General features: G+C 60.3%; 19 protein-coding genes and 1 pseudogene. 10 read left to right on the top strand and 10 right to left on the bottom strand.

The window, feature by feature from the left end; all coding sequences use genetic code 11:
* Positions 1-77: 77 nt before the first annotated feature.
* On the bottom strand, positions 78-1,826 hold the full coding sequence (locus tag OGI63_RS00100; protein WP_004219342.1) for a threonine/serine exporter family protein: 1,749 nt from the start codon (positions 1,824-1,826) through the stop codon (positions 78-80).
* Between the two features lie 238 nt (positions 1,827-2,064).
* Here OGI63_RS00100 and OGI63_RS00095 point away from each other — a divergent pair, with 238 nt between their 5' ends.
* Positions 2,065-4,821, top strand: a complete 2,757-nt coding sequence (locus tag OGI63_RS00095) for a phosphoenolpyruvate carboxylase (RefSeq protein WP_004219341.1) — start codon at positions 2,065-2,067, stop codon at positions 4,819-4,821.
* A 240-nt stretch (positions 4,822-5,061) separates the two neighbouring features.
* On the opposite strand, the gene OGI63_RS00090 is transcribed toward OGI63_RS00095, so the two are convergent.
* From OGI63_RS00090 to OGI63_RS00075, 4 genes are all read right to left on the bottom strand, one after another.
* On the bottom strand, positions 5,062-5,925 hold the full coding sequence (locus OGI63_RS00090; RefSeq protein ID WP_004219340.1) for an aldo/keto reductase: 864 nt from the start codon (positions 5,923-5,925) through the stop codon (positions 5,062-5,064).
* Positions 5,926-6,059: 134 nt separating this feature from the next.
* Positions 6,060-7,577 carry an L-arabinose isomerase gene (araA, locus tag OGI63_RS00085; protein WP_004219339.1) on the bottom strand — a complete coding sequence of 506 codons (1,518 nt, stop codon included), beginning with the start codon at positions 7,575-7,577 and terminating at the stop codon, positions 6,060-6,062.
* Positions 7,578-7,840: 263 nt separating this feature from the next.
* On the bottom strand, positions 7,841-8,533 hold the full coding sequence (locus OGI63_RS00080) for an L-ribulose-5-phosphate 4-epimerase (protein WP_004219338.1): 693 nt from the start codon (positions 8,531-8,533) through the stop codon (positions 7,841-7,843).
* 55 nt (positions 8,534-8,588) lie between these two features.
* Entirely contained in the window at positions 8,589-10,202 is a 1,614-nt protein-coding gene (locus OGI63_RS00075; protein WP_004219337.1) for a xylulokinase, read from the bottom strand.
* Between the two features lie 324 nt (positions 10,203-10,526).
* On the opposite strand from OGI63_RS00075, the gene OGI63_RS00070 reads away from it, so the two are divergent.
* Together OGI63_RS00070 and OGI63_RS00065 are read left to right on the top strand one after the other, a co-directional pair.
* Entirely contained in the window at positions 10,527-12,068 is a 1,542-nt protein-coding gene (locus OGI63_RS00070; RefSeq protein WP_004219336.1) for an alpha-N-arabinofuranosidase, read from the top strand.
* A gap of 117 nt (positions 12,069-12,185) precedes the next feature.
* A complete protein-coding gene (locus OGI63_RS00065; protein ID WP_004219334.1) occupies positions 12,186-13,220 on the top strand; it encodes a LacI family DNA-binding transcriptional regulator in 1,035 nt (344 codons plus the stop codon).
* Here the strand turns inward: OGI63_RS00065 and OGI63_RS00060 are convergent.
* Both OGI63_RS00060 and OGI63_RS00055 read right to left on the bottom strand, forming a co-directional pair.
* Positions 13,215-13,556, bottom strand: coding sequence for a hypothetical protein (locus tag OGI63_RS00060; RefSeq protein WP_004219332.1), 342 nt, complete (start codon positions 13,554-13,556; stop codon positions 13,215-13,217). The two genes, OGI63_RS00065 and OGI63_RS00060, sit on opposite strands and share 6 nt — an antisense overlap.
* Positions 13,557-13,756: 200 nt before the next feature.
* Positions 13,757-14,518, bottom strand: a complete 762-nt coding sequence (locus tag OGI63_RS00055; protein WP_202396021.1) for an ATP-binding cassette domain-containing protein — start codon at positions 14,516-14,518, stop codon at positions 13,757-13,759.
* Here OGI63_RS00055 and OGI63_RS00050 point away from each other — a divergent pair.
* Positions 14,477-14,626: pseudogene (locus OGI63_RS00050) on the top strand (ABC transporter permease); the annotation flags it as partial. The gene OGI63_RS00055 and the pseudogene OGI63_RS00050 overlap by 42 nt on opposite strands.
* A 157-nt stretch (positions 14,627-14,783) precedes the next feature.
* Complete coding sequence (locus OGI63_RS00045; RefSeq protein ID WP_004219327.1) at positions 14,784-15,011, top strand: hypothetical protein; 228 nt, start codon at positions 14,784-14,786, stop codon at positions 15,009-15,011.
* Between the two features lie 52 nt (positions 15,012-15,063).
* Here the strand turns inward: OGI63_RS00045 and OGI63_RS00040 are convergent, their stop codons facing one another.
* Entirely contained in the window at positions 15,064-16,179 is a 1,116-nt protein-coding gene (locus OGI63_RS00040) for a LacI family DNA-binding transcriptional regulator (protein WP_004219325.1), read from the bottom strand.
* Positions 16,180-16,272: 93 nt separating this feature from the next.
* On the opposite strand from OGI63_RS00040, the gene OGI63_RS00035 reads away from it, so the two are divergent.
* The 4 genes from OGI63_RS00035 (at position 16,273) to OGI63_RS00020 (ending at position 19,990) form a co-directional block, all read left to right on the top strand.
* Complete coding sequence (locus tag OGI63_RS00035; protein ID WP_012619617.1) at positions 16,273-16,950, top strand: carbonic anhydrase; 678 nt, start codon at positions 16,273-16,275, stop codon at positions 16,948-16,950.
* Positions 16,951-17,233: 283 nt separating this feature from the next.
* Positions 17,234-18,589: a hemolysin family protein gene (locus OGI63_RS00030; RefSeq protein WP_004219322.1), complete on the top strand. Its 1,356-nt coding sequence runs from the start codon at positions 17,234-17,236 to the stop codon at positions 18,587-18,589.
* Between the two features lie 124 nt (positions 18,590-18,713).
* Entirely contained in the window at positions 18,714-19,196 is a 483-nt protein-coding gene (locus tag OGI63_RS00025) for a Dps family protein (RefSeq protein ID WP_004219320.1), read from the top strand.
* A gap of 152 nt (positions 19,197-19,348) precedes the next feature.
* Positions 19,349-19,990 carry a TetR/AcrR family transcriptional regulator gene (locus OGI63_RS00020; RefSeq protein ID WP_004219318.1) on the top strand — a complete coding sequence of 214 codons (642 nt, stop codon included), beginning with the start codon at positions 19,349-19,351 and terminating at the stop codon, positions 19,988-19,990.
* 54 nt (positions 19,991-20,044) lie between these two features.
* Here the strand turns inward: OGI63_RS00020 and OGI63_RS00015 are convergent, their stop codons facing one another.
* Positions 20,045-21,304 (bottom strand): MFS transporter, encoded by a 1,260-nt coding sequence (locus OGI63_RS00015; RefSeq protein WP_012619616.1) that lies wholly within the window; start codon positions 21,302-21,304, stop codon positions 20,045-20,047.
* A gap of 304 nt (positions 21,305-21,608) precedes the next feature.
* Here OGI63_RS00015 and OGI63_RS00010 point away from each other — a divergent pair, with 304 nt between their 5' ends.
* Positions 21,609-23,714, top strand: a complete 2,106-nt coding sequence (locus OGI63_RS00010; RefSeq protein ID WP_004219316.1) for a beta-galactosidase — start codon at positions 21,609-21,611, stop codon at positions 23,712-23,714.
* Between the two features lie 125 nt (positions 23,715-23,839).
* On the opposite strand, the gene OGI63_RS00005 is transcribed toward OGI63_RS00010, so the two are convergent.
* Complete coding sequence (locus OGI63_RS00005; RefSeq protein WP_004268914.1) at positions 23,840-25,366, bottom strand: glycoside hydrolase family 30 protein; 1,527 nt, start codon at positions 25,364-25,366, stop codon at positions 23,840-23,842.
* Between the last annotated feature and the right edge of the window lie 13 nt (positions 25,367-25,379).

Here is a 25,379-nt window from a genome sequence, read left to right as displayed (position 1 = left end):
CGTAAAGGGCGCTTGCGATCCAGTGACGAGGTCTTTCCCGGCCCTCCCACACCCGCCATACGGAGGGCAGACGAGAATCACACGTCGTAGCGCCAGGATTTGTCGGTGATCACGCGCGCCATCGCAAGACCGATAGGCAGGCAGATGATCACCATGAACGCACGGAACGCCCAGTCCAGAGCGAGCAGTGTGTTGAACTGGCCGAGATAGAACATCGCGCGGTACATATACAGGCCGGGCACCATGATCACAATCGACGGCACCGTCAGGCAGATGCGCGGGTAACCCAGATGCGGTGCGAGCAGACCGTGCCGCACTGCGGAACGCCAAGCGGAGGCGATGAGACCGGCAAGCAGGGCGCCAATGAAGGCACCGGCTTCGGCGGGAACACCCCAATCCACGATCTCCAAGCGCAGGGTGTCGGTGATCATGCCGATCGTGGCGGCCACCAGGCACATGCGCTGCGGTGAATTGAACAGCACAGAGAAGCCCCACACGCCAACGAACGCGAACAGTGCGCGCAGGGCACCAGTGGCCCACGGATTCAACGGCGGCGTGTCGAAGCCTTGCGGGTTCAGGTGCACGAGCACGGCGACCATCCAGCCCGCGAGCGTGGCCATCAATATGATGCAGCACACGTAGGCGATGCGTTGCACCCCGGAGGGGAAGTCTATCTTCGCCATGTCAAGGCCGCCGGTGATGAGTGGGAAGCCGGGGATCACGAACAGCATGGCGCCGATGTAGGCGGTGTCGTGGTGGAGCGCGACCGGGTCGAATATGCCGATGAGCCGCAGCGTGCCCACGCAGGCGAGCGCCGCCACCGCCACCGCCACGAAGGTGACGAAGAACTGGTTCAGGTGGTGCGCGAACAGTCTGCGTCGCGCCCATTGGCCGAGTCCGGCACCGATGAACGCGCCGATCATGTCGTAGGGCGCACCGCCGAGCAGGAACACGAAGGCCGCGCAGGCGCAGGCGGCGGCGAATCCGGAGAAGGCCGACGAATAGAGCGGCTTGCGGCGTTCGATCAAGTCGAGGCGCTTGTGCACCTGGCCCACCGTGATCGGCCCGGATTCGCGCACGCGCTTCTCGGCATGTTCTTCGAGATGGTCGAAATGCTCGGCGTATTCGTCTTCGGGCAACTTCTTCTTCGCGCGTTCGGCAACCCGCTCGGCGACCCGTGAGCGCAGGCTCGCCCGTTTCGCCGCGAGTTTTTGCGCGCGTGCCTCCTGCCTGAGCCGTTCTCGCAGCTGTTTCGCCGTCTCCGCGGAGATCTGCGAGGCGTCGCGCGTGCCCAGCGTGTTCGGCTGCATGAGCTGGCGTGAGACCTCGGTGCGACGGTGGTACATGGTGCCCGCGCCGAGATTGACGCTGAACCAGTCCGCAAAATGCTCGAGCAGCCAGATCCGCTCGGTGTTCACGCCGGTCGTCGGCAGATTCACGACTTCGGTGATGCGTTCCTTGCCGTCGGTGCAGGAGGCCTGGACGTCGGTCAGATTGACGTCCGCGCGCACATGCACGCCGAGCGGGTAGGCGATGCGGTGCATCATCTCGCGCACACGGAAGCTTCCGGTGCCCGCGCCGAGGTCGAGCATGCCCACGCGTACGATCACACTGGCCTTGGCGGCGATGCCCGCGTCGGTGATCGGCTTGTCCCAGTCGCGCTCGATGTCTTCCATGTCGAGCGGGATCGCGTGCGAATGGAATCTGCGCACCGCCCCGGCCGCCGACTTCACGGGCCGGGAACGCCAGTGCACGCGTGCGCTGTGCCGGTCATGACCATGCATGTCGTCGGTGGTGGTTGCAGATTCTTCTTCGCTCTTGCTCACATCTCTACTTCTACTACCCCCGCGCGAACATTCGCGATGGCCGCCGCCAAAGACGCAATCTCACACTCCGACCGCCCCTGCCCAAACGTAACAAACGTGTCTCATGCTCGTACTTACAATACAAACGCAACTTTACTGAACACGGGCTGTGGGCTCGCAACGATCGGCGCCAAGAACTGCGGAGGAGCCGCAGAAGACCGATAGACCGAGCAACCCAATGTTTGGAGAAAGAGGTCGAATGACTGATCAAGAGCAAACGATCACGCCGGCCGACGCCACGATCGTGTCGTCCGGGCTCGGCACCAAAGGTCCCGAAGAGCGCACGCTTCCCGCGACATTGCAGGAAGACATGGACTTGTGTCTGAACATTCTGCGCCAGGTGCTTTCCGAATACGACGAGAATCTTCTCAAAACGTTTGACACCGTGCGTCAGTATGCCGTCGATGCCAGTGCCGAGCGGTTCTCCGGCGTGCTCACCGACACGCATCCCGAACGAGACGACCTAGAGATGGCCGTCAAGACGATCGATGCGATGAATCTGCACGATGCTCAGCTGCTCGCCCGCGCGTTCGCCACGTACTTCCACCTGGCGAATCTGTGCGAGGAGAACTACCGTGTGGCCGTGCTCCATGAGCGCGAGGCCAAGGTCGACGACACCCAGGCCATCGATCCGGTGAACGAGATGACGAAGGCCTACCACCAGCTCATCTCCGAAATGGGTCCGGCCAAGGCCAAGGAGCTGCTCGAACGCCTCGAATTCCACCCGGTGTTCACTGCACACCCCACCGAGGCGCGCCGCAAGGCCGTGGAAGGCAAGATCCGCCGCATCGCACAGCTGCTCGAAGCGCACCGTCTGCTCGGCGGCTCCGACAAGAAGGAGGACAGCCGTCGCCTGTACAGCGAGATCGACGCACTGTTCCGCACGTCGCCGATTGCGCTGAAGAAGCCGACGCCTGTCGAAGAGGCCGACACGATTCTCGACATCTTCGACAACACGCTGTTCCACACGATTCCGATGGTCTACCGTCGTTTCGACGACTGGATGCTCGGCGACAAGGCAGGCATCGAGCCGCCGGCATGCCCCGCGTTCTTCCACCCGGGCAGCTGGATCGGTTCCGACCGCGACGGCAACCCGAACGTCACCGCCAAGGTGAGCCGTCAGGTGGCCCGCAAGTTCAGCGACCATGTGCTCGCCGCGCTCGAGGAGGCCACGCGCACCGTCGGCCGCAACATGACCGTCGAATCCGAGACCACGCCACCGAGCGACGAACTGCGCGCGCTGTGGAACCAGCAGAAGGAGATCAGCGAGCGACTCACCGGCAAGGCATCGCTCATCTCCACGAAGGAGCTGCATCGCGCGGTGCTGCTCGTCATGGCCGACCGCCTGCATTACACGATCAAGCGCGACACCGATCTCATGTACCACAACTGCGACGACTTCCTCGCGGATCTTCGCGTGGTGCAGCGTTCGCTCGCCGAGGCCGGCGACAAACGCGCCGCCTATGGCCCGCTGCAGGACCTCATCTGGCAGACCGAGACCTTCGGCTTCCACATGGTCGAAATGGAGTTCCGCCAGCATTCGGTGGTGCATGCGCGCGCCCTCGACGACATTCGCGAGCACGGCCTGCATGGCGAACGCGGACCGTTGCAGCCGATGACGCATGAGGTGCTCGACACCTTCCGTGCCCTCGGCGCGATCCAGAAGCGCAATGGCGTCAAGGCCGCGCGCCGCTACATCATCTCGTTCACGAAGAGCGCGAAGAACGTGCGCGACGTGTACGAGCTCAACCGTCTGGCGTTCTCGAATCCGGACGACGCCCCGGTGATCGACGTGATCCCGCTGTTCGAACAGCTCGAGGATCTCGAGCATTCGGTCTCGGTGCTCGACGAGATGCTGAAGATTCCCGAGGTGCAGGCCCGACTCAAGCAGACCGGCCGCAAGATGGAGGTCATGCTCGGCTACTCGGATTCGTCGAAGGATGCCGGCCCCACCACCGCCACGCTCGCGCTGCACTCCGCGCAGGAGCGCATTGCGAAGTGGGCGGACGAGAACGACATCGATCTGACGCTGTTCCACGGCCGCGGCGGCGCCGTCGGTCGTGGCGGTGGCCCGGCCAACCGCGCGGTGCTCGCACAGCCGAAGGGTTCGGTCAAGTGCCGCTTCAAGCTCACCGAGCAGGGCGAGGTCATCTTCGCCCGCTACGGCAATCCGGTACTCGCCATCCGACACGTCGAGTCCGTGGCCGCCGCGACGCTGTTGCAGTCGGCTCCGAGCGTGGAGAAGACGAACACCGAGATGACCGAGAAGTACAAGCCAATGGCGAATCAGCTCAGCGAAGTTTCACATGAAACGTTCCTTGATCTGCTCAACAGCGAGGACTTCGCGCCATGGTTCTCGATCGTCACGCCGTTGACCGAGATCGGCTTGCTGCCGATCGGTTCCCGCCCTGCGAAGCGCGGCTTGGGAGCCAAGTCGCTCGACGATCTGCGTACGATCCCGTGGATCTTCTCGTGGGCCCAGGCCCGCATCAACCTCGCCGCCTGGTATGGCCTCGGCTCCGCATGCGAGTCGTTCGGCGACCTCGCCACGCTGCGCAAGGCATACGAGGAATGGCCGCTGTTCTCCACGTTCATCGACAACATCGAGATGTCGCTGGCGAAGACCGACGAACGCATCGCGAAGATGTACCTTGCACTCGGCGACCGCCCGGACCTCTCGAAGAAGGTGCTCGACGAGATGGAACTCACACGCAAGTGGGTGCTCAAGATCGTCGGCGACGAATGGCCGCTGCAGCACCGTCATGTGCTTGGCCAGGCGATTCGCATCCGCTCCCCGTACGTCGACGCACTGTCCGTCACGCAGGTGCTCGCATTGCGTTCGCTGCGTAAGAAGGTCGACAAGGAGGAGCTCTCCGAAAGCCAGCAGGCAGGATTCATCTACCTGATCCTCTGCACCGTTTCGGGTGTCGCCGCCGGCCTGCAGAACACCGGCTGATTCCACCGATCGACAAGCATGGCAGAGCCCCGTATTCCCACAGGATTGCGGGGCTCTCCTGTTCCGCACAAGCGCCTCGACCACCGCCCCACAATCCTCACGCCTTGTGCCTCGCGCCTCGCGCTTTGTACGTAATTCAGGACAAATCGCCGTCGATTATGCCCCATTTTACGTAGGAATCAGATGATTACGTAAAAAGAGACAGTTCGATAGCGAAATCTGTCTCTTTTTACGCAGATATCAGGCGTACGTGAACGTCATCGGGTCGTGCCCGGCGCGCGTGGGGCCGTCGAGAGCGTCGATCTCGGCATGCTCCTGCGGAGTCAACGAGAAGCCGAACAGATCGAGATTCTCACGCTGGCGCTCGGTATGCACGGACTTGGGGATGATGATCGTGCCGTTCTCGATATGCCAACGCAAAATCACCTGCGCAGGGGTCACACCATGCGCCTCCGCGATCCGCTCGATCACCCCGTTCGCCAGGTCGGCGCCGCGTGCCATCGGCGAATACGCCTCCACCGCGATATCGTGCGCATGGCAGTATTCCACCACATCGCGCTGCTGCCACGTGGGATGCAGTTCAATCTGATTGACCGTCGGGTATTCACCCGTCTCCTCATACAACCTGTCGAGGTGCTCGGGCATGAAATTGCAGACGCCGAGCGTACGTACACGGCCGTCTTCACGTAGTTTCGCGAACGCTTTCCATGTCTCGCCGCTGCGCCAATCGAACGGCGTGGGCCAGTGGATCATGTACATGTCCACATAGTCCAACTGCAGCAATTCGAGCGAGCGGTCGAACGCGTGCATCGCGGAATCGTAGCCCTGCTCGGAATCACGCAGTTTCGTCGTCATCCACAGACTCTCGCGCTGTTCGCCGGTGTTGTAACCGGTCGCGGCGAGCGCACGTCCCACGCCCTCCTCGTTGTTGTAGCCGGCAGCGCCGTCGATATGCCGATAGCCGATTGCGAGCGCCGATTCAACGACCGGCACGACGCCCTCATCGTCGATGCGCAGCACGCCGAGGCCTATCTGCGGAATCCTGCTGCCGTCGTGCAGAGTGATGAGGGGGATATCTGGAGTCTGGTCAGCGAGCGTGCTCATATGCGCCTTTCTGTGGTTCTACGGCCGATGTTAGCACTGAGGCCCCGCATCAGCATGCGGGGCGCGGAAATGCCGTGCGCCGGAACGCAACAGGTACCGGCGCACGGCAGGGAAGGAACGTGGGAATCGGGCAATCAGTGGCGATTGGCAAGCTCGTGGAACACGTCCTCAATCTCGAGTTCGCGTTCGAATTCGCGCGGTGTGGTCTCGGCGTCGATCGCCGCGAGTTCGACGCCGGCGATGCGCGCGAAGTCCTCCCATGCCTCACGACCGACCGAGGTGGTCATGCACGTATGGTGGGAGCCGCCTGCACGCAGCCAGCATTCGGCGGAAATCTCCAGATTCGGCTCCGGCTTCCACAGCGCACGGGCGCATGGCAGCTTGTCGAGCGAGCCGAGCGGTTCGACCACATCGACCACATTCATGAGCATACGGAACCGAGTACGGACGTCGGCGAGCGAGACCACAACCGCATCCTTCTTCGGAGCCACAGTGAACACCAGGCGAACCGGATCGGCCTTGCCGCCGATGCCGAGCGGATGGATCTCGAGACGCGGCTTGGCGATTGTGCCCACCGACGGCGAGACCTCAAGCATGTGCGACCCCATGATCATCTCGTTGCCCGGGGTGAAGTTATAGGAGTAGTCCTCCATGAGCGACGCACCACCCTCGAGACCATAGCCCATCACGGCCCCGATACGCACGAGCACTGCCGTCTTCCAGTCGCCCTCGGCCGAGAATCCCCAGCCGTATTCGGACGGGAAGCGCTGCGGACCCACGCCCGGCAGCTGCGGCAGGGCGCCGAGGTCCTCGAAGTTGTCGACGCCAGCCGTGCAGCCATTGGCGCGCATCATGTTCACCATTGCGCATTCCTCACGAGCGGCGATGAACAGCGAATCATAGTCCTTGTCCAGCAGCTCGGGCGCGATCTCGTACTTCGCCTTGTAGTCCTCGATGAGGTCCTTGATCTGGTTCTCCTTGACCGCATCGTACGCGGCGACGAGCTCGTTGACGGCCCAGGTGTTGATCGAGGCGCCGAATACACGCTCCGCCTCGGTCTTGTCGCCTTCGGTGACGGCAACGTTGCGCATATTGTCGCCCCAGCGCATCACGTTCATCGTGTTCGAGGCCTGCCAACCGGCGCAGGCGCGCGCCCACACGCCGATCTTGTCGGCCACCGCGGGATCGGTGTAATGCCCCACGACGATCTTGCGCGGGATGCCGAGACGAGTGACAATGTAGCCGTATTCACGATCGCCGTGCGCGGCCTGGTTGAGATTCATGAAATCCATGTCAATGGTCTCCCATGGAATCTCGAAATGGTGTTGGGTGTTAAGCTGCAGCAATGGCTTGCGCAGCGCCTCGAGCCCACGGATCCACATCTTCGCCGGCGAGAAGGTGTGCATCCACGTGATCACGCCGATGCATGAATCATCGGCCGAGGCGTCCACCATGAAGCGACGCACGCCGTCAGACGACTTCAGCGTGGGCTTGAGCACGAGCTTGACGGGGATGCGGCCACTCGCGTTGAGCGAGTCGACAATCTCGGCGGACTGTTGCGCCACCTGTCGCAGTGCCTCCTCGCCGTACAGGTCCTGCGAGCCCACGCCGAACCAGATCTCCTTGCCTTCGAACGGATTTTCCATTGCCATGTTGTTTTCCTCACTTCATTGTGGATTGTTGGAATTGATTATGAACCGATGTGGATTGATGTATGGATGACTCAGCCATTTGCCCGCCCTTGCGTAATCCGGGACGAATAACCGCAGTTTCTGTCCCTTTCTACGCAAACCGACTTGCTACCTTGCCGCCTTGCCGCCTTGCTACCTTGCGTAATTCGAGACAAAAACCATGCGAATCTGTCTCTTCTTACGCAGTTGAATTTGTGTATGCAGTTGTATTGTGATGGTGCAAGTCAGTGCTGGCCATACACATTCTGGTAGCGGTCATTGAGTTTATCGATGTCTTCCTGAGGAATCGGAATGATGTCGCCGAGCTGCTTGGCCGCCCACATCGTATGCGCCACCTCCTCGGTCATCGCGGCGGCCTTGACCGCGGCCTCTGCATCTTTGCCGATGGTGAATGGGCCGTGATTCTGCATGAGCACGGCCGGTGATTTCGGGTACGCCTTGAGGGTCTCGACCACACCTTCGCCAATGGCCTCCGAACCGATCAGACGGAACGGCCCCACCGGCACCGGACCACCGAACTCGTCGCCCATCATCGTCAATCCGCATGGAATATTCTGCCCGGTGGCGGCCCATGCGGTCGCATAGGTGGAATGGGTATGCACCACGCCATACACCTCCGGCATGTGGCGGTAGATGTATGCATGTGAAGCAGTGTCCGACGATGGTGATTCCGCACCGTCGACGACGTTGCCGTCGAGGTCGCACACGACCATCGAGCTCGGTGTCAGATATTCGTAACGCAGCCCTGATGGTTTGATTACCATGAGGTCAGCTGTGCGCAGACGCTGCGAAACGTTCCCTGCCGTCCAGACCACCAGATTCCACTTGATGAGCTGTTCGTGCAGTGCGGCGACCACCTCCCGCACCTGCTTGACCTCCGCACGGACTTCCGGTCCATAATCCGCCAGTGTTGCCATTGTTGTTCCTTTCTGTACAGTTTCAGATACTTGCGCAGATCCGTACGCTGCAGATTCACCCACCGATTTCGACGTGCTCAACGGCACTGCGCTCCACCGGCAACGCCTTGACGAATCTGGCGAAGAATCGCTGGAATCCATCCACATCGTCCGGCCGGGGAGCTTCGGTCACCGATTCCGCCCCGGCGAACACGACATCGTCCAAATAATCTGCAAGCGTGAGATCGGCGTGACGCAAATAGTCCGCAAGCACGGCCATGCCCCACGCTCCCCCTTCGGACGCGGTGGTCATCACACGGATCGGCGTATTGAACGCCGCCGCGAGAATGCGTTGCGCCACCACAGGCGTGGCGAAGATGCCACCATGGCCCACCAGCGAGTCAATCTCGACGCCCTCGTCCTCGGTCATCACGTTCATACCAATGGTCACCGGCGAGAATGCGCCAAACAGCTGTGCCCGCATGAAGTTGGCGAGCGAGAATCGCGCCTCGGGCCCGCGCACGAACAGCGGACGCCCCTCGGCGAGCCCGGCGAGAAATTCGCCGGTACGGAATGGGTAGGCGAGCAGACCACCGGCATCTGGATCCGCATCCTCGCCTATGGCCGCGCGGAACAGCTCGCCGTACAGGGTGCCGTCATCGACGTTTCGTCCGTTGAGCTGTGAGAACTGGCGGAACAGGTCCACCCATCCATTGAGATCGGCGGTGAAGTTGTTCGCATGGCTCATACCGGCCAGATCGCCCGCGGGGGTGGTCACCAAGTCCACTTCGGGGCGCAACTTGGAGAGTTTGTGCTCAAGCACAACGGTGGCGAAGATCGAGGTTCCCGCAGACACGTTGCCGGTACGACGGCGTACCGAGTTCGTGGCCACCATGCCGGTTCCGGCATCACCTTCCGGAGGAGCGAGCATCGTTCCCGGCTGAAGTACGCCAGACGGGTCGAGCAGCGCCGCGCCTTCCGGCGTGAGTTCGCCGGCCGGGGTGCCCGCAACAAGCGGTTCGGGAAGCAAATCGTTGAGCTTCCACGGTTGTGCGGCGACTTCAGGCAGCGCATCGAACTGTTCAATGAATCCCTGCTCATAGGTCTTGGTGTTCGGATCAATCGGGAACATTCCGGACGCATCACCGATGCCCAGCACCTTGCGACCGGTGAGCTTCCAGTGTACATAGCCGGAAAGCGTGGTGAAATAGCGCACGGAACCGATATGCGGCTCATTGTCGAGCACCGCCTGATACAGGTGCGCGATTGACCAACGTTCCGGAATGTTGTATTGGAAAAGCTCGGAGAGTTTCTCATGAGCCTCGCTCGTGTTGGTGTTCTGCCAGGTCCGGAACGGCACGAGCAGTTCACCATCCGCATCGAAAGCGAGATACCCATGCATCATCGCGGAGAAGCCAATCTGGCCGATGCGCGTGAGCTTGAGGCCGTAATCGGCCTCCACGCGGTCGGCCACATCGGCATAGACACTCTGCAGTCCGCGCCAGATCTTGTCCACGTCATACGACCACAGGCCGTCCACAAGATGTGACTGCCAACCATAATCACCGGTGGTGATCGTATTGCGCTCATCGTCGATGAGCACCGCCTTGATGCGCGTGGAACCGAATTCAATCCCCAACGACGTGCGCCCGTCACGAATGGCCTGTGCAATCGCCTTCGAATCTGCCATGGTTCCTCCTGCTTCGGGATTCAGTTCCGCAATGAACTCATGCGTCATGTATATGTTAGCGCTCACACAAACAGAACACGCCGAACAGGGGCATACCCCTGGGCATAGATCACGTCCACCAACCCGACACGCCGAGCAAATGGCTGAATATCAAGTGTTATCTAACCTTTGAGCATTTCCCGCCGCGCAAGCATCTTGTGAGCGGTAACATGAAGTACAAGGTTGTACTAGCTCAACCACACTCAATCCCATCTCTTCGACGACGAAGAGACGTCGCAGAGAAGAACAACGTTGCATTCAGTGCAGCAGAGAGGAAAACATACCATGCCGCAGCATAGCGAAGCACAAGCCAGACTGGTGGTGGATGACGAATTCAGGGTCGGCCCGGTACACGACCGTGTATTCGGTTCGTTCGTCGAACATCTGGGGCGTTGCGTGTACACCGGCATCTATGAACCGGGGCATCCCACTGCCGATGCCGAGGGGTTCCGCCAAGACGTCATCGATCTGGTCAAGGAACTCGGTGCCACCACCATCCGCTATCCCGGCGGCAACTTTGTGTCAGGCTATCAATGGGAGGATGGCATTGGCCCAAAGGAGAACCGACCTCGTCGCCTTGATCTGGCTTGGCATTCCACCGAAACGAATCAGTTCGGGCTGCACGAAATGGTCTCATGGCTGAATAAGGCCGGCGGCAACGAGTTGATGGAAGCCGTCAATCTCGGCACCCGCGGATTGCCAGAAGCACTGGATCTGCTTGAATATGCGAACGTTCCGGAAGGCACTGCCCGCTCGGAGGAACGTATTCGCAACGGCGCCGATAACCCGTTCGACATCCGCATGTGGTGCTTGGGCAATGAAATGGACGGCCCTTGGCAGCTCGGGCACAAGGACGCCGAGGCCTACGGCAAGCTCGCGGCCTCGGTGGCGGCAGGCATGCGCATGTTAGACCCCGATCTTGAGCTGGTCGTCTGTGGTTCATCGAACCATACGATGGACTCTTTCGGCAAATGGGAGGAGACCGTGCTCGAGCACACCTTCGACAAGGTGGATTTCGTTTCAGCACATGCCTACTATTTCCCGCAGCTGATGGAGAACGGCTCGCGCGACATGGCGTCGTTCCTCGCCTCCGGCGTGGATATGGATGGATTCATCAAAGATGTGGGCGCCGCCATCGACGCCACGAAGGCGCGACTCAAGAGCGACCACAACGTGTACATTTCCTTCGATGAGTGGAATGTGTGGTACTACGAGGAGGAACCCAGCAAGAACCCGGAAGGCATAGGCAACTGGCCCGTGGCCCCTCGGCTGCTCGAGGACGTCTACACCGTGGCCGATGCCGTGGTGGTGGGTGACCTCCTCATCACATTGCTGCAAAACGCAGATCGTGTGCATGCGGCATCACTCGCTCAGCTCGTCAACGTCATCGCCCCCATCATGACCGAGCCGAATGGGCCCGCTTGGCGCCAAACCACCTTCTACCCGTTCTCCCTCACCGCAGCCTGGGCCAAGGGCGGCGATGTGCTGGAGCCCAAGATCGAGTCCACCCAGTACCACACCAACCGCTATGGCAACGTGAACTCCACGAATGCCGTGGCCGTGCGAGGCAAAGACGGCTCGGTCTCCGTGTTTGTCACCAACCGTTCGCTGGACGATGGATGCGACTTCGAGATCAAGTTGCCGGAAGGTTTCACACCTACCGAGCTTGATGTGAGAACGTTGCACGATGACGACATGCTGGCCACAAACACCGTGAACCATCAGGATCGCGTGGTGCCCCACCCCAACGACACCGCCTCCATCCAGGATGGCATGGTCACCGTGACCCTTCCGCCGGTGAGTTGGACCGCAATCCATCTGCGCTGACACAACGGCCCGGACCGTCGGTCTGGGCCACCGGCATCCCCGGCAACGTGCATAGTGATGCGATTCAAGGCGATAGGCAATGCATAGGTAAACAGCAAGGCGCATCGGAGACCGACCATGGCAAAAGGCGTGACCATCAAGGATGTCGCGGCCGAGGCCGGCGTATCGTTCAAAACAGTCTCGAACGTGATCAACGGCACCGGCAGCATGCGTGAATCGACACGTGGACGCGTGCTTGAGGCAATGGACAAGCTGAACTACACGATCAACCTGTCGGCACGTTCACTGAAAACCGGCACAACCGGGTTGCTCGGATTGGCCATCTTCGATTTCTCCCAGCCATTCGCCTCGTATCTGGCCGATCAGATCATCGTCTGCGCGCGGGAGCATCATTACGGGGTCATCATAAACACCTACGGCCAGAATGAGCACGGCCTGGCACGGGCGATGCGGCAGGCGAACAATCTGGCCGCAGACGGGTGGATCGTCTTCGCCGATCATGCAATGGGACAACACAGCAAGATGCTCGACCAAAGCTATCCTCTGGTGCTCACCGGCGACTGGGACGCCTATGGCAAGGTGGATCAGGTCACCATGCCGAACGTGGAGGCGATGCGATACACCACCAATCGCCTGCTTGATTCCGGGTACCGTTCCATCGCGCTGTTCGGCGCAGACGGCTCGCTCGGCGCAAGACATTACCGACAAGCCACCGAGGGTACGCAGGAACTCCGCGTGCAAGGGTATATGCAGGCATACGAGGAGCATGGCATCGAGGCCCGCATGGACATGCTGTTCTCAGGTGGCTTATTGACGAGCGACAGCGGCGTTCGCGCAACGAATCTGATGATGGACCAAGGCGTGCGACCGGACGCCATCATCTGTCTCAATGACGCGATGGCGCTGGGAGCGTTGCATCAATTGCAGGTACGGGGAATCCGGGTGCCCGACGATGTGCAGGTGGTGGGTTTCGACAATGTACCGGAGGCGACGTATGCGAACCCTTCCCTGACGACAATCGACCCGCATATCGACAGCTATGCGCGGCACGCGGTGGACATGCTCATCGAACGCATTCAAGGGTACGATGGCGCGAAACGCGTATACACATCCGATTTCACCTTGGTGGAGCGCTCGTCAACCAGTCTATGACCGGCGCTTCTTTGACGTGCCCTTGCGCAACGGCGACTGCCGTTCGGCCGGATGCAGCTCGGGGAAACGCGCCAGCAAGCCTCGCCGAACCACCGGAATGCGACTCACCGCCACACCCACTGCGAGAGCCGCGATTGCGAGCCACGATGCCAGATCATAGCCGAGCAGCATCAGCACGATCACAATGCCGCAGGCGAGCACACCGCCGAGCTGCTGGTATTTCATATGCCATTCCGTCAACTCGTCCCGTTTGAACGGCAATGACCCCAGAAACACGCCCATGCCCAGACATGCGACCGCCGTCACCACGGTGACTACGATTTCCGCTGCACCCATGCCATTCCCTTCCTTACCTTTGTCTTACTTCTGTCGTTTCTTACATTTCTTCTCACCCTGCGCAAAAGGTGACAAAACCTTCCACCTGCGTAAAACGGGACAAAAACCCATCAGAACCCGTCCCAAATTACGCAAATTGGACGCAGCCCGACACACGCTGCAACTTAGGCAGCGCAGATGGGAACCACATGACAGCTCGTTCATGCCATGGTTCCATCGCGATCCCCACCGCGAGACGGGCGCGGATGCGACTCGCGGGCAATCGGCATGCGCGCACGCGACGCCCGTTCGCACGGCCGAGACGGCGTCGTACCGGATCCGCCCACGCCGGCGATCTCCGCGATGTCCTCTTCGTAGGAGGTCTCCGACGTGTTGTGCACGGCGCGAATCTCACCCAGCCGCATCACGACGATGCGATCGGCGACCGCGAACACATTCGGCAGATCATGGCAGACCATGATGACGCTGCGGTCGTCCGATCTCAACCGCACGATGTAGTCAAGCACCTCGGCCGTCTGCGTCACCGACAGCGACGCCGTGGGCTCGTCAAGCACGATGAGGCTCGGATCGTTGAGCAGCGTGCGCGCGATGGCGATGGTCTGGCGCTGTCCTCCCGAAAGCGACGCGATGCTCTGGCCGGCGCGCACGGACGTCGACAGCGTGTTAAGCACCTCGCGCGCCTTGTTGTACATGCCCTCATCGTCGCGGCTGGCAAATCCCTGCCGCATCTCCCTGCCGAGGAAGATGTTCGCCGATACATCCAGATTCTCGCAGAACTGAGGTTGCTGGAAGGCCGGCGCTATGCCCAGGTCGATGGCCTTCGCCACGCCGTCGAGCCGCACCGTCTCCCCGCCCACCGCGATGCTGCCGGCATCCGGCTGCTCCAGACCGGCCAGCACATGCACCAGCGTGGATTTGCCGGCGCCGTTGTCGGCGCACTGGTCATGGGCGTCATCAACCAGGGCCTGTCGATCATGGGCGTCGACACCGCAGTGGTGAAGACGATCAAGGGTCTTGTGCTCCTGGGCGCCGTGGCGGTGGACATCCTCTCCAAGCGCAAGAAGAGCTAGCGATTGCAAGCCGGTTGGACGGCAGCATGCCATCCAACCGGCCACCTACACTTCCCTTCCCCTCTCGGAATGGGTCGCCGGCGATCCCATTCACCGGCGGCCATCCTCTCTTCGCCAACACATCTGCTCCCCACTCGAATCTCACTCGGAGGAACGCATGAACATCAATTCCACCGCACGAGCCCGCCTCTACGCCCTCACCGCCGTGGCCTGCGCCATCTGGCTCTTCCAGAACTGCGTGGAGGCCAATGCCAGTGGAGATCTCCTCAGCTGGTCGAACATCATCCTCAGCATCTGCCTCATCATCGTCACCGGGTACTGCGCAGTCAATGCGGTGCTCGGCTGGAACACGAAATCCGCAGACACCGAAGACCCCTCCAAGTAGACCCCCATCGCGCACGCGGAGCGGCACGGCGAGCGACGCATTCGCACCACTCTCACCTGCGCGGCGCCGCACGCACGGACTGCCGCACAATCAGGTCCGCCGACACCAGTCCCACGCCATGCTGTGAGTTCGGGTAACCCGGCTCGGCCTCCTCCCCCATGAGGAACAGCGCCTCCTTCATGGCCATCGTGCCCAGGTCGTCGAAATCCTGCCTCACCGTGGTCAGCGGCGGGTACAGATTGCTCATGCCGGGCATGTCGTCGAAGCCGGTCACGCTCATATCGTCGGGCACACGCACGCCATGCTCGAGCAATGCGCGGATCACACCGATCGCCATGACGTCGTTCGAGCATACCGCGCAAGTGGGCAGGCGGCCGCCGTTCGAACCGATGTTGTCGAGAATATGGTTCATACGCCGGTAGGCGTCGGCGGATTCCCAATCATCGCCGCACTGCACCGTCACCGAATTCACGGTGTTCTGCGCACACAGCTTGTTCCATGCCATCAGGCGCGTGCTGGCGTCGCGCCACTGCCCCGGCCCCGCGAAGAACAGCACGTTGCGGTGCCCGTGCTTGCGTATGAGTCGCATCACCGACGCCATGCCGGCCCACTGGTCTATGCCCACCAACGAAACACGCCTGCGCTGGCGTGCGTTGAACATGTGCAAGCCCTCGCTCACACTCACACCGCCGTGCGACGAGGTGATGATCACGCACGGCTGGCTCACTTGCGACTTGCAGGCCACCTTGAACATCTCGTCGGTGGGCGTCAGGAAGATGAACGCGTCGACGCCCTGCTGCATGAACATGCCGCACAAATCGTCGAATTCCTGCTGTGTGCACTCGGCCTCATGCACCATGGCCACCGAAACGAACATACCATGAGCGCGGGCAGTCGCCTCAATGGACGCCAATGCGCTCACCGGGCCGTAGAAACGCTGGCCACCGGCGATCATGCCAACCGTGCGCGTGCGGTTCGACGCCAGTGAGCGCGCGGAATTGCTGGGGTGATAGCCGAGTTCGGCAATGGCATGCTCCACCTTCGCGCGAGTCGCCTCCGCCACGTTGGGGGAATGGTTGATCACGCGTGACACGGTCTGGTGGCTCACGCCGGCGAGTTTCGCCACCTCGAAAATGGAGGGCCGCTTCGCTCCCCTATGCCCCGCCATCGCCACCTCCGCTCGCGAACACATCACCAACTGTATTCAAGAGATTCTATGATGTACCGTAACCCAGCGGACATCGAGGCGATAAGGGGAATCATGACCGACAGCACTCAGGAAACCACCGCAAACAGCACATGGAGCCGTATGCTCGCCGGCAACCGACGCTTCGCCGAAGGCAACGCGGAGCACCCGTGGCGAGACAAGGAGACACGTGAGTCGCTCATCGACACGCAGAACCCCGATGCCGCCGTGCTGAGCTGCTCGGATTCGCGCGTGCCTCCCGAGATCATCTTCGATGCGGGTCTCGGTGACATGTTCACGGTGCGCACCGCCGGCGAGATGCTCGACCAGGCCGTGCTGCAGACGCTCGAATATGCGGTCTCGTCGCTGCACGTGAGTCTGCTCGTCGTGCTCTCTCACCAGCATTGCGCCGCAGTCGCGCAGGCGGAGAAGGAACTCGATGCACTCACCGAGCACCTCACCCACGAAATCACCGACGCGCAGGAGAGGGAACGGATCATGGAGGATCTCGACGAGGTGATCGCATCATCGTCGAGCGAATTCCTGAAGAACATAGGCATCTCCGTATGGCAGGCCCGCATGGCCGGCCTTGATTCGCGTGACGACTACGAGCAGGTGCACATTGCGCACACAATCGAGCAACTCGTCACGAGTTCCGAGATGATTCGCGACGCGCTCGCCCACGAACGGCTCATGATTGTGGGAGCCCGCTACCGTCTCGACACGGGCCTGGTGGAGGTGCTGAGCTTCTGACTCACTGAAAAGGGAATAAGCTGATGGAAGCCTGCCATTGCCGCGCCAGCCTACGTATCTTCGATTGTTAGGTGGGCGCCTAGAGCAACATACGCAACCCAGCCCCTTTTATTAGACAACCATTCGAGCATTTGTTTGATAAAAAGGCTTTTTGCAGTCGATACGCTAAAGAGCCCCACCTAACAATCGAAAATAGCGGCTGCCGTACCAGAATGCGTCATTCGCTCGTAATCTCTTCACATTGGCGAACACATTGGCGTGCCAATGACATACGCTTGAGGCTATGTCACTTGGTTTGAACATTCTGCTCATTTTCGTCTTCCTGCTGCTTGGTTCCGTGTTCGCCGGCACCGAGCTCGCGCTCGTCTCGCTGCGCGGTTCGCAGATCGACCAGATGGAACAGGAGGACGCCCGAGGCAAGCGCGTGGCGAAGATCGCCCGTGACCCGAACACGTTCCTGTCCACCGTGCAGATCGGCGTCACGCTCTCCGGCTTCCTCTCCGCCTCCTTCGGCGAATCGTCGATCTCGCCGTTCATCGTACCGGTGGTGGAAGGCTGGGGCGTGCCAAGCAATGTGGCCGCACCGCTCACAACCATTGTGCTCACGCTCGTCATTTCATACTGCTCGATTGTGATCTCCGAGATGGTGCCGAAGCGCATCGCCATGCAGCGCAATGAACAGATCGCCCGCGCCGTCGTGCCGGCGATCAGCGCATTTGCGAAGGTGTGCCGGCCGATCATCTGGCTCATTGGCAAGAACACGAATGGCATTGTGCGACTACTCGGCTTCGACCCGAACGAGACGGAGTCCGAGGTCTCGGACGAGGAGCTGCGCGTGCTGGTGAGCTCGAACACGAATCTTACCAAAGACGAACGCACGATTCTCGACGACGTGTTCGACGCCTCGGAGACCATTGTCGCCGAGGTCATGCGCCCGCGTGCCGACGTGGTCTTCCTCGACGGCGACACCCCGCTGGCGGACGCCGCGGCCCAGGTGCGCGAGCTGCCGTACTCGCGTTACCCGGTGATTGGCAAATCGTTCGACGACGTACTCGGATTCGTGCATGTGCGCGACCTGCTCGACGTTCGCGACCCGAATGCGAAGACGGTGGCCGATGTCACGCGCGAGGGCATTTCACTGCCGGGCACGTCGAAACTGCTACCGAGCTTGTCGCTGCTGCGCAAACGCGGCATTCATCTGGCTGTGGTGATTGATGAATACGGCGGCACCGACGGCATTGTCACGCTTGAAGACATGACCGAGGAGCTCGTCGGCGACATTCGCGACGAGTATGACCTGCCGGAGGACACCCCGAAAGACAAGCTGCCCACCGACGTGTTCGTGGACGGCGTCGCCACCATCGACGGCGGCATGACCATCGAGGATTTCGCCGATCTCACCGGCATCGAACTCGAGGACGGCCCGTATGAGACGGTCGCCGGCTACTTCCTCGCGCATTCCGGCAAGATGGGCGAGGTGGGTGACCACCTCGTGGTGGATGACGCGTATACGATGACGATCACGAAGGTGGACGGCCGCCGCATCGAGACGATCGAGGTGCGCAAGGGCACGGCGAACGGCGGCACGGAGGTCTCAGACGACCAGCAGGCCAACGACCCGGAGCATTCCGACAAGTAGACAGCCGTCGTGAGAGCTAGGTCACATTAGGCTATCAGCTCATGCTCATGTGTTGCCGGGTTCACGTACGTAAGCTCGAATAAGAGCCTGCAGAACGTAGGCGATTTCGTGAAAGGACGTGCATATGGCATTGTCATTCATTATTCCAGGCCTCGACGAGGTGGCTTCGGAGAAGATCATCGGCATTCTCCAGGAGCGTCTGAGCCAGGAGCAGGAAGCAGCGCTTGTGCTCAAGCATGCGCATTGGAATGTGGCCGGCCCCAACTTCATCGCCGTGCACGAGATGCTCGACCCGCAGGTCGACGAGGTGCTCGCGATGGCCGACGAGACGGCTGAGCGCATCGCCGCACTGGGCGGCTCGCCAAGCGGCCGTCCGGACGACATCGTGCGCTACCGCACGTGGGACAAGTTCGAGCTTGAGGGGCGCCAGAACACACTCGACTACCTGCGCGCGCTCGACAAGTACTACGATTCGTTCATCAAGGCCGACCGCACCGCGATCAAGGAGCTCGACGACCTCGATGTGATCAGCTCGAACATCGTGCAGGATCACGTGCTCAAGCTTGAGCAGTTCCAGTGGTTCATGCGCTCGTTCCTCATCGACTGAGCGCTTCGTCCCCATGCAATGTGGCCTCCACTCATTCGTGAGTGGAGGCCACATTCATTATTCATTGCGGCATATTCATCCCGCGAAAATCGACGGCGAACAGACCCATTCGGCATAGACAGGGGAACTGCCTTATAATCACGTAGGAAACCATGCAGCCTTCCGTGGAGGAATCCGTGAACACACGCACACGCAAATCCCCGCAACAGCGTGAGGAGGAGATTCTCCGCGCCACCGTCAAACTCATCTCCCAACGGGGCTACAACGGCATCTCCCTGCGAGATGTCGCATCCGAAGTGGGAATGACCCAGCAGGGCGTACTGCATTACGTGGGCAACAAGGCCGGATTGGCTGCGATGGTGATGAAGGAGTTCTACGACCCCACAAGCATGCCAGGGGACTTCCTTGCGAGCGGGCTGCCAGGCAGCGACCGGGATGCGCCGCACTTCCCCGCCTACTTGCGCTATGTGGTGAGAGAGAACGCCAAGCGCCGCGATCTGGTGCAGATGTTCGCCATTCTGCAGGCCGAGTCCATTGACCCGGATCACCCGGCCCACGACTATTTCGAGCACAGACCTGCAATCATCTGGCAGACGCTCAGCAACTACCAATGGAAACTTCCACCGCAGATCGGCACTTGGGAGAACTTCAAGCCACTGCACCGCATGGCCCTCGAAGCAATGGACGGCATCCAATTGCGATGGCTGCGTTCCGACCCGATTGACCTGTACGACGAATGGATCGCCTTCGAACGCATACTGTTCCCCTCGCCCGTTTGGGACAACTACCGGTAAGTACCGATCGGGCCATGCGGCATACGCGTATCATCACACCACATGGCTCGACCCCTACCGCACGCTTTTGATCAGCATGATGAAGAGTGACGCGAATGCGGCGAATCCAATGGCCACCGGGAAGACCACCGTATAACCGCCGGTCGCGGCCACAACGGCCGAAGTGACGATCGGCCCGACCATCTGCCCCAGCGTCGTTGCGATGTTGAGAATGCCCAGATCCTTCCCCGCCTCCTCTTTGTTGGGAAGCACATCGACGTTCAGAGCTTGGTCGACGGCACCATACAGGCCATAACCGAATCCGGAGAACCCTGCGAACAGGATCATGGACAACGGGCTGTGCAGAATCCAAGGCAGCACAAAACCAACCGCCATCAGCACACTCGCAAGAACGATCATGATCTTGCGTTTGCCGATCCTGTCGGAAATGGGGCCACCGGCAAGCGAGGACACCAGGCCCACAATCATCGAGACCATCGACATCACGGCGATTGTGTTACCCGCCTGCTGCGCTGACTGTCCGACGTAATCCTCAAGCACATACAGTTGGTAATTGAGTATCATGTAGTACGCGAAGATGAACAGGGAACGCCCCACGAACGCCAGCCAGAAATCACGGGCGCCTTTGGTGGGGGGGATGAAGGATTTGAGCATATCCCCGAAACCGTTGGACGTCTTTGCCAGATGCTTCGAACTCGGCTCCTTTGGCCAGACCAGCACCGTGCAGATTCCTGCCAGCCCCATCAGAGTGCCGCTGAGCAGGAATCCGGGGATCTGATTGGAGAGGAACCTCGACCCCAGCATCTGCCCGAGAGCGCTGCCCACCGCGGTACCACCGGCAAGGAACGCAGACATCGTGCCACGCATATTGGCCGGCACTCGGTCGGACAGGGTCGCAATGACCGGCGCGATCATCATGTTCAGGCCAATCATGCATACGCAGTAGCTGATGCCGATCAGCCATACATTGTCAAGGAAACCGACCAGTGCAAGCGATACGCCGCCGACAATGCCGCCAGAAATGACCCAGGGGGTGCGCCGGCCGAATCTCGAGCGAGTGTGGTCCGACAAATTGCCCACAACGAGATTGGACAGCAGCGAGATGAACGCCGTGCATGCATTGATGACGCCGAATGCAGCAGTCGCCGCATCCGCTCCCATCACGTCGCGCAAGCGCTGAGGCAACAGGACGGCCGCGACCATGAACAAGCCCGAGCACCACAACAGGGGAAACACCAGGAACGATGCGAGCAGACGTATTCTATCGCTCCGACTGAGCGCAGACGACGTTTGCTCCAATGAAACAGTTGACATCTCTATCTCCTTTGATAGTAGAACCAAACTGGAACTGGAAGGGTTGCGTAAAACACATTTAACTACCACCTAATAGTTAAATGTGTTTCACAATATACACCGAGCCAAAGAAGCTGCGAAATCAGTTAAGTTGTCTATACAACGCAGATGGATTCATCATTTGCGGAGGAAGATGAGACCCGGTACGATACTTCTTATATCTACCATAAAGTAGATAATCTGGACATATACGACGCTTGCGGTAGGGGCAATGCCGCCCCACCGTTCACCTTGCACAACACATAGCGGAACCAAGGAGAGACACATGGCCCGCGCATACACCGACCCCATTCTGTTCGGCGCAGCATACTATGATGAATACATCCCGCGCGATCTGGATCGCATTGACACCGACATGGAGATGATGACCCGAGCGGGCATCAACGTCATTCGCATCGGCGAATCCACGTGGTCCACATGCGAACCCCAGCCCGGGCATTTCGACTGGACGCACATCGACCGCGCGCTCGACGCGGCGACCAACGCCGGAATCAACGTGATTGTGGGAACCCCGACCTATGCGGTACCCACATGGCTCGTCGCCATGTATCCGGACGTCCTTGCCACCACACCGGCCGGGGAACCCCACTACGGGGCGCGGCAAATCATGAACATCGTCAACCCGGCCTACCGCCTTTACGGCGAGAGGGTGATCCGATCCCTCATCTCCCACGTGGCACAGCAGCCTTGCGTCATCGGCTATCAGGTAGACAATGAGACGAAATACTACGATTCCGTCTCCCACGACATGCAGGTGATGTTCATCAAACAACTACGCCACGAATTCAAGAACGACCTCGAGGCATTGAACGAGGCGTACGGCTTGGATTACTGGTCGAATCGGATCAATGCGTGGGAGGACTTCCCGGATCTCACCGGTTCGATCAACGAGTCGTTGCGCGCGCGATTCGACAGGTTCCGCCGCGATCAAGTGGCGGAGTATCTTGCATGGCAGGCGAGCATTATTCGGGAGTATATGCGCGACGACCAGTTCATCACTCATAATTTCGATTACGAATGGCGCGGTCATTCCTATGGGTTACAGCCTGCGGTCGACCATTTCCGTGCCGCCCGCGCACTCGACATCTGCGGCGTCGACATCTACCATCCGAGCGAGGATGCACTCACCGGCAAGGAGATCGCATTCGGCGGCGACATGGCACGTTCGGCAGGCGGCGGCAATTACCTGGTGCTCGAAACGCAGGCACAGGGTCAGCATGGTTGGCTGCCGTACCCAGGCCAATTGCGCCTTCAAGCCTACAGTCATCTCGCATCCGGTGCGGATGGAATCATGTACTGGCATTGGCATTCAATTCACAATTCGTTCGAAACGTATTGGCGCGGACTGCTGTCGCACGATTTCGAGAGCAATCCCACCTACGAGGAGGCCGGGAGGTTTGGACGCGAGATCGGCGACCCGCGTATCGGAGACACGCTCAGTCATCTGTCAAAACGCAATGCGGTGGCAATCCTCGCCAGCAACGAGTCGCTCACCGCGCTGTCCTGGTTCCACATCGAAACGGGATTCCCCATGGGCGGCACGCTCACATACAACGACGTGTTGCGATCCATATACGATGCATTGTTCGAGCTCAATGTGGAGGTCGATTTCCTGCCCGCAGATGCGAGCGCAGACCAACTCGCCGGTTACTCCCTGGTGATCGCACCCGCATTGTATACCACGGATCAGCAGACCATCGACCGATTGGCGCGGTATGTTAAGAATGGCGGTCATCTGCTCGCCACCATGCGGTCATTCGTTGCGGACGAGAACGTGAAAGTGTGGCACGACAAGGCACCGCATCATCTTGTCGACATATTTGGCATGACCTACAACCAGTTCACTCGTCCGATGGGTGTATCGCTCAAATGCCCCGACACTTTGGCCGACCTCGCCGGCGCGTCTGCAAACGACTTCATCGAGATGCTCTCCCCGGCTCCGGAAACCCACGTACTCGCTTGGTACGACCATTATGCCTGGGATTCATATGCGGCGATCACCAGACATGCATTCGGTTCCGGAGATGCGCAGTGGGTGGGCACGCAGCTTCAGGCGGATGCATGGCGCACCGTGCTTGCAGAGGCCCTGTCCAACGCCGGCGTGCACACCCCCGGCATGGAACTGGCCGGCACAGTCTGCGTGCGGAGCGGAACCAACACGGCAGGCGATACCGTTACCTACCTGCTCAACTATTCAGGGTCGCCCATCACCTTCCGGGCACCCGCCTCGGGAACGTTCCTGCTGGGACATCCCACAGACGACGGAGAGCAGGCCGTCACCGCCGAAACTCCGGTGACCGTGGGCGATGCCGTCACATTGCCGCGTTGGGGAGTGGACATCATTGTCGGCCGGCAACCCACAATGAATTGAATCTGCCTCCGCTCGACCGAATCCGATGCGTCGAGCAGACGGGAGCGATCGATATGGTTGCGCCACCGGCCTTTGGGCCGGTGGCGCAACCATATCGGCAACACGTGTGCGACGACGATCCACGATCACTCCGTGAACACCAGAGTACTCAAGGTGCGTGCCGGCAACGGCACATCCGCCACAAGCAGGCCGCCCATGCGAATGTTCACCGGGATATCGCGCTCCGCCTGATTAAGGAGGACGACGCCGATTGAGCCATCTGCGTTGCGGGCCGAGACCGCCTCGATATCACGCGAATACGTGCTTGTGCCGAGAACCACCGCATTCGGTTTGATGGCCTGTGCAATCTCGCGAATATACCGGTAGCTGATGGTCAGCGTATACCGTCCGTCGTCTTCGGCGACGATCGGCGCGGCGAAACCCCCTGGGGTATGACGGGGACCACCCTGCCTGTCGACGATCATGTTCCAGTCGATCCACCGCTGCATTCCATGGTTCAGGTCGCCGATGATGTCGTGGGCATAGGCCGTCGCATCATTGAAGTCCATCTCGTTCGGAGTGGTCGTCTGCACCATGGTCTTGTAGTCGCCATCGGGCAGCGCCTCGATCTGTTCATCGGTCATATCGAGCATGGTCACCTTGCCGGGTATATGCAGCCCACAGCTTTCGGAATGCATCAGCACCTTGTCGGGATACTTGCCTCGCAACATCGACAGCGCCTCGAAATGGTCGCCGGAGTACCAGTGATAAGCGAAACCGCCAACCTCCTTCGCCGCCTCCGGGTCGCTCATGAACTCGTCGATGTGTTCGATTGCACGTTCCTTGTTATGATCCCAGATGAAGATCTTCACGGCATCGGTCAGACCGGCCTCCTCCATTGCCGGGTAGAGATGGTGCTTCAGGAATTCGCGCTCCTGATCTCCGGTCCACAGGCAGCTATCCCAACTCGTGGCCGCAGCCGCCTCGTTCTGAATCGACAGCATCGTCACCGGAACACCTTCGGCCATATAGGCGCTGATGAATCTGACGAGGTACCGCGCCCACGACGAATAGTATTCCGGCTTGAGCCTTCCGCCGAAACAGCGCCCCGGCTTGCTCAGATCGATGACATCGCCCTCCTCGCCGCCGTACACCGAGGCGTCGTTCCGCGTCATCTCCGGGGGCGTCTTCCATTGCGCCGGAGGCGACCATGGGGAGAGCAACACATGAATGGGATGCCCCGCCATGGCCATCGCCTCTTTGAGCACCGGAAGAATGTACTGACGATCACGGTCAATCGAGAAGGTCTCCAATTCGGGATCGGCCAGAGGATCCTCAACGGCCTGGTACTCACTGAGCGAGTAATCACAGGAGTCGATGTGTACGCGGACGAACCAAGCGTCCATTCCAGCGGGACCGAACCATTGGGCCAAGGCCTCTTTGCGCGTCGCGGAGTCCATTTTGGAGAGCAGATAGCATGCCGACTCGGTGAGCGAGCAACCATAGCCCTCCATCATCTGGAACGTGTAGTCCGGGTAGATTCCCACCACATTCGATTCGACGATGTGCTCGGTGTTCATCGCCTCGTCCATGACCGAGAGCTCCGTCTGCTCGGTATGGGTTCGCCCGGCGGTCACATCGTAGTGCACAGTGGTCTTGAGCGCCTTCATCATGCCCTCCTTATGT

The organism is Bifidobacterium sp. KRGSERBCFTRI (assembly GCF_025908335.1).
Note: the sequence above shows the minus strand (reverse complement) of the source record. Positions and strands in the feature narration are given on the sequence as shown.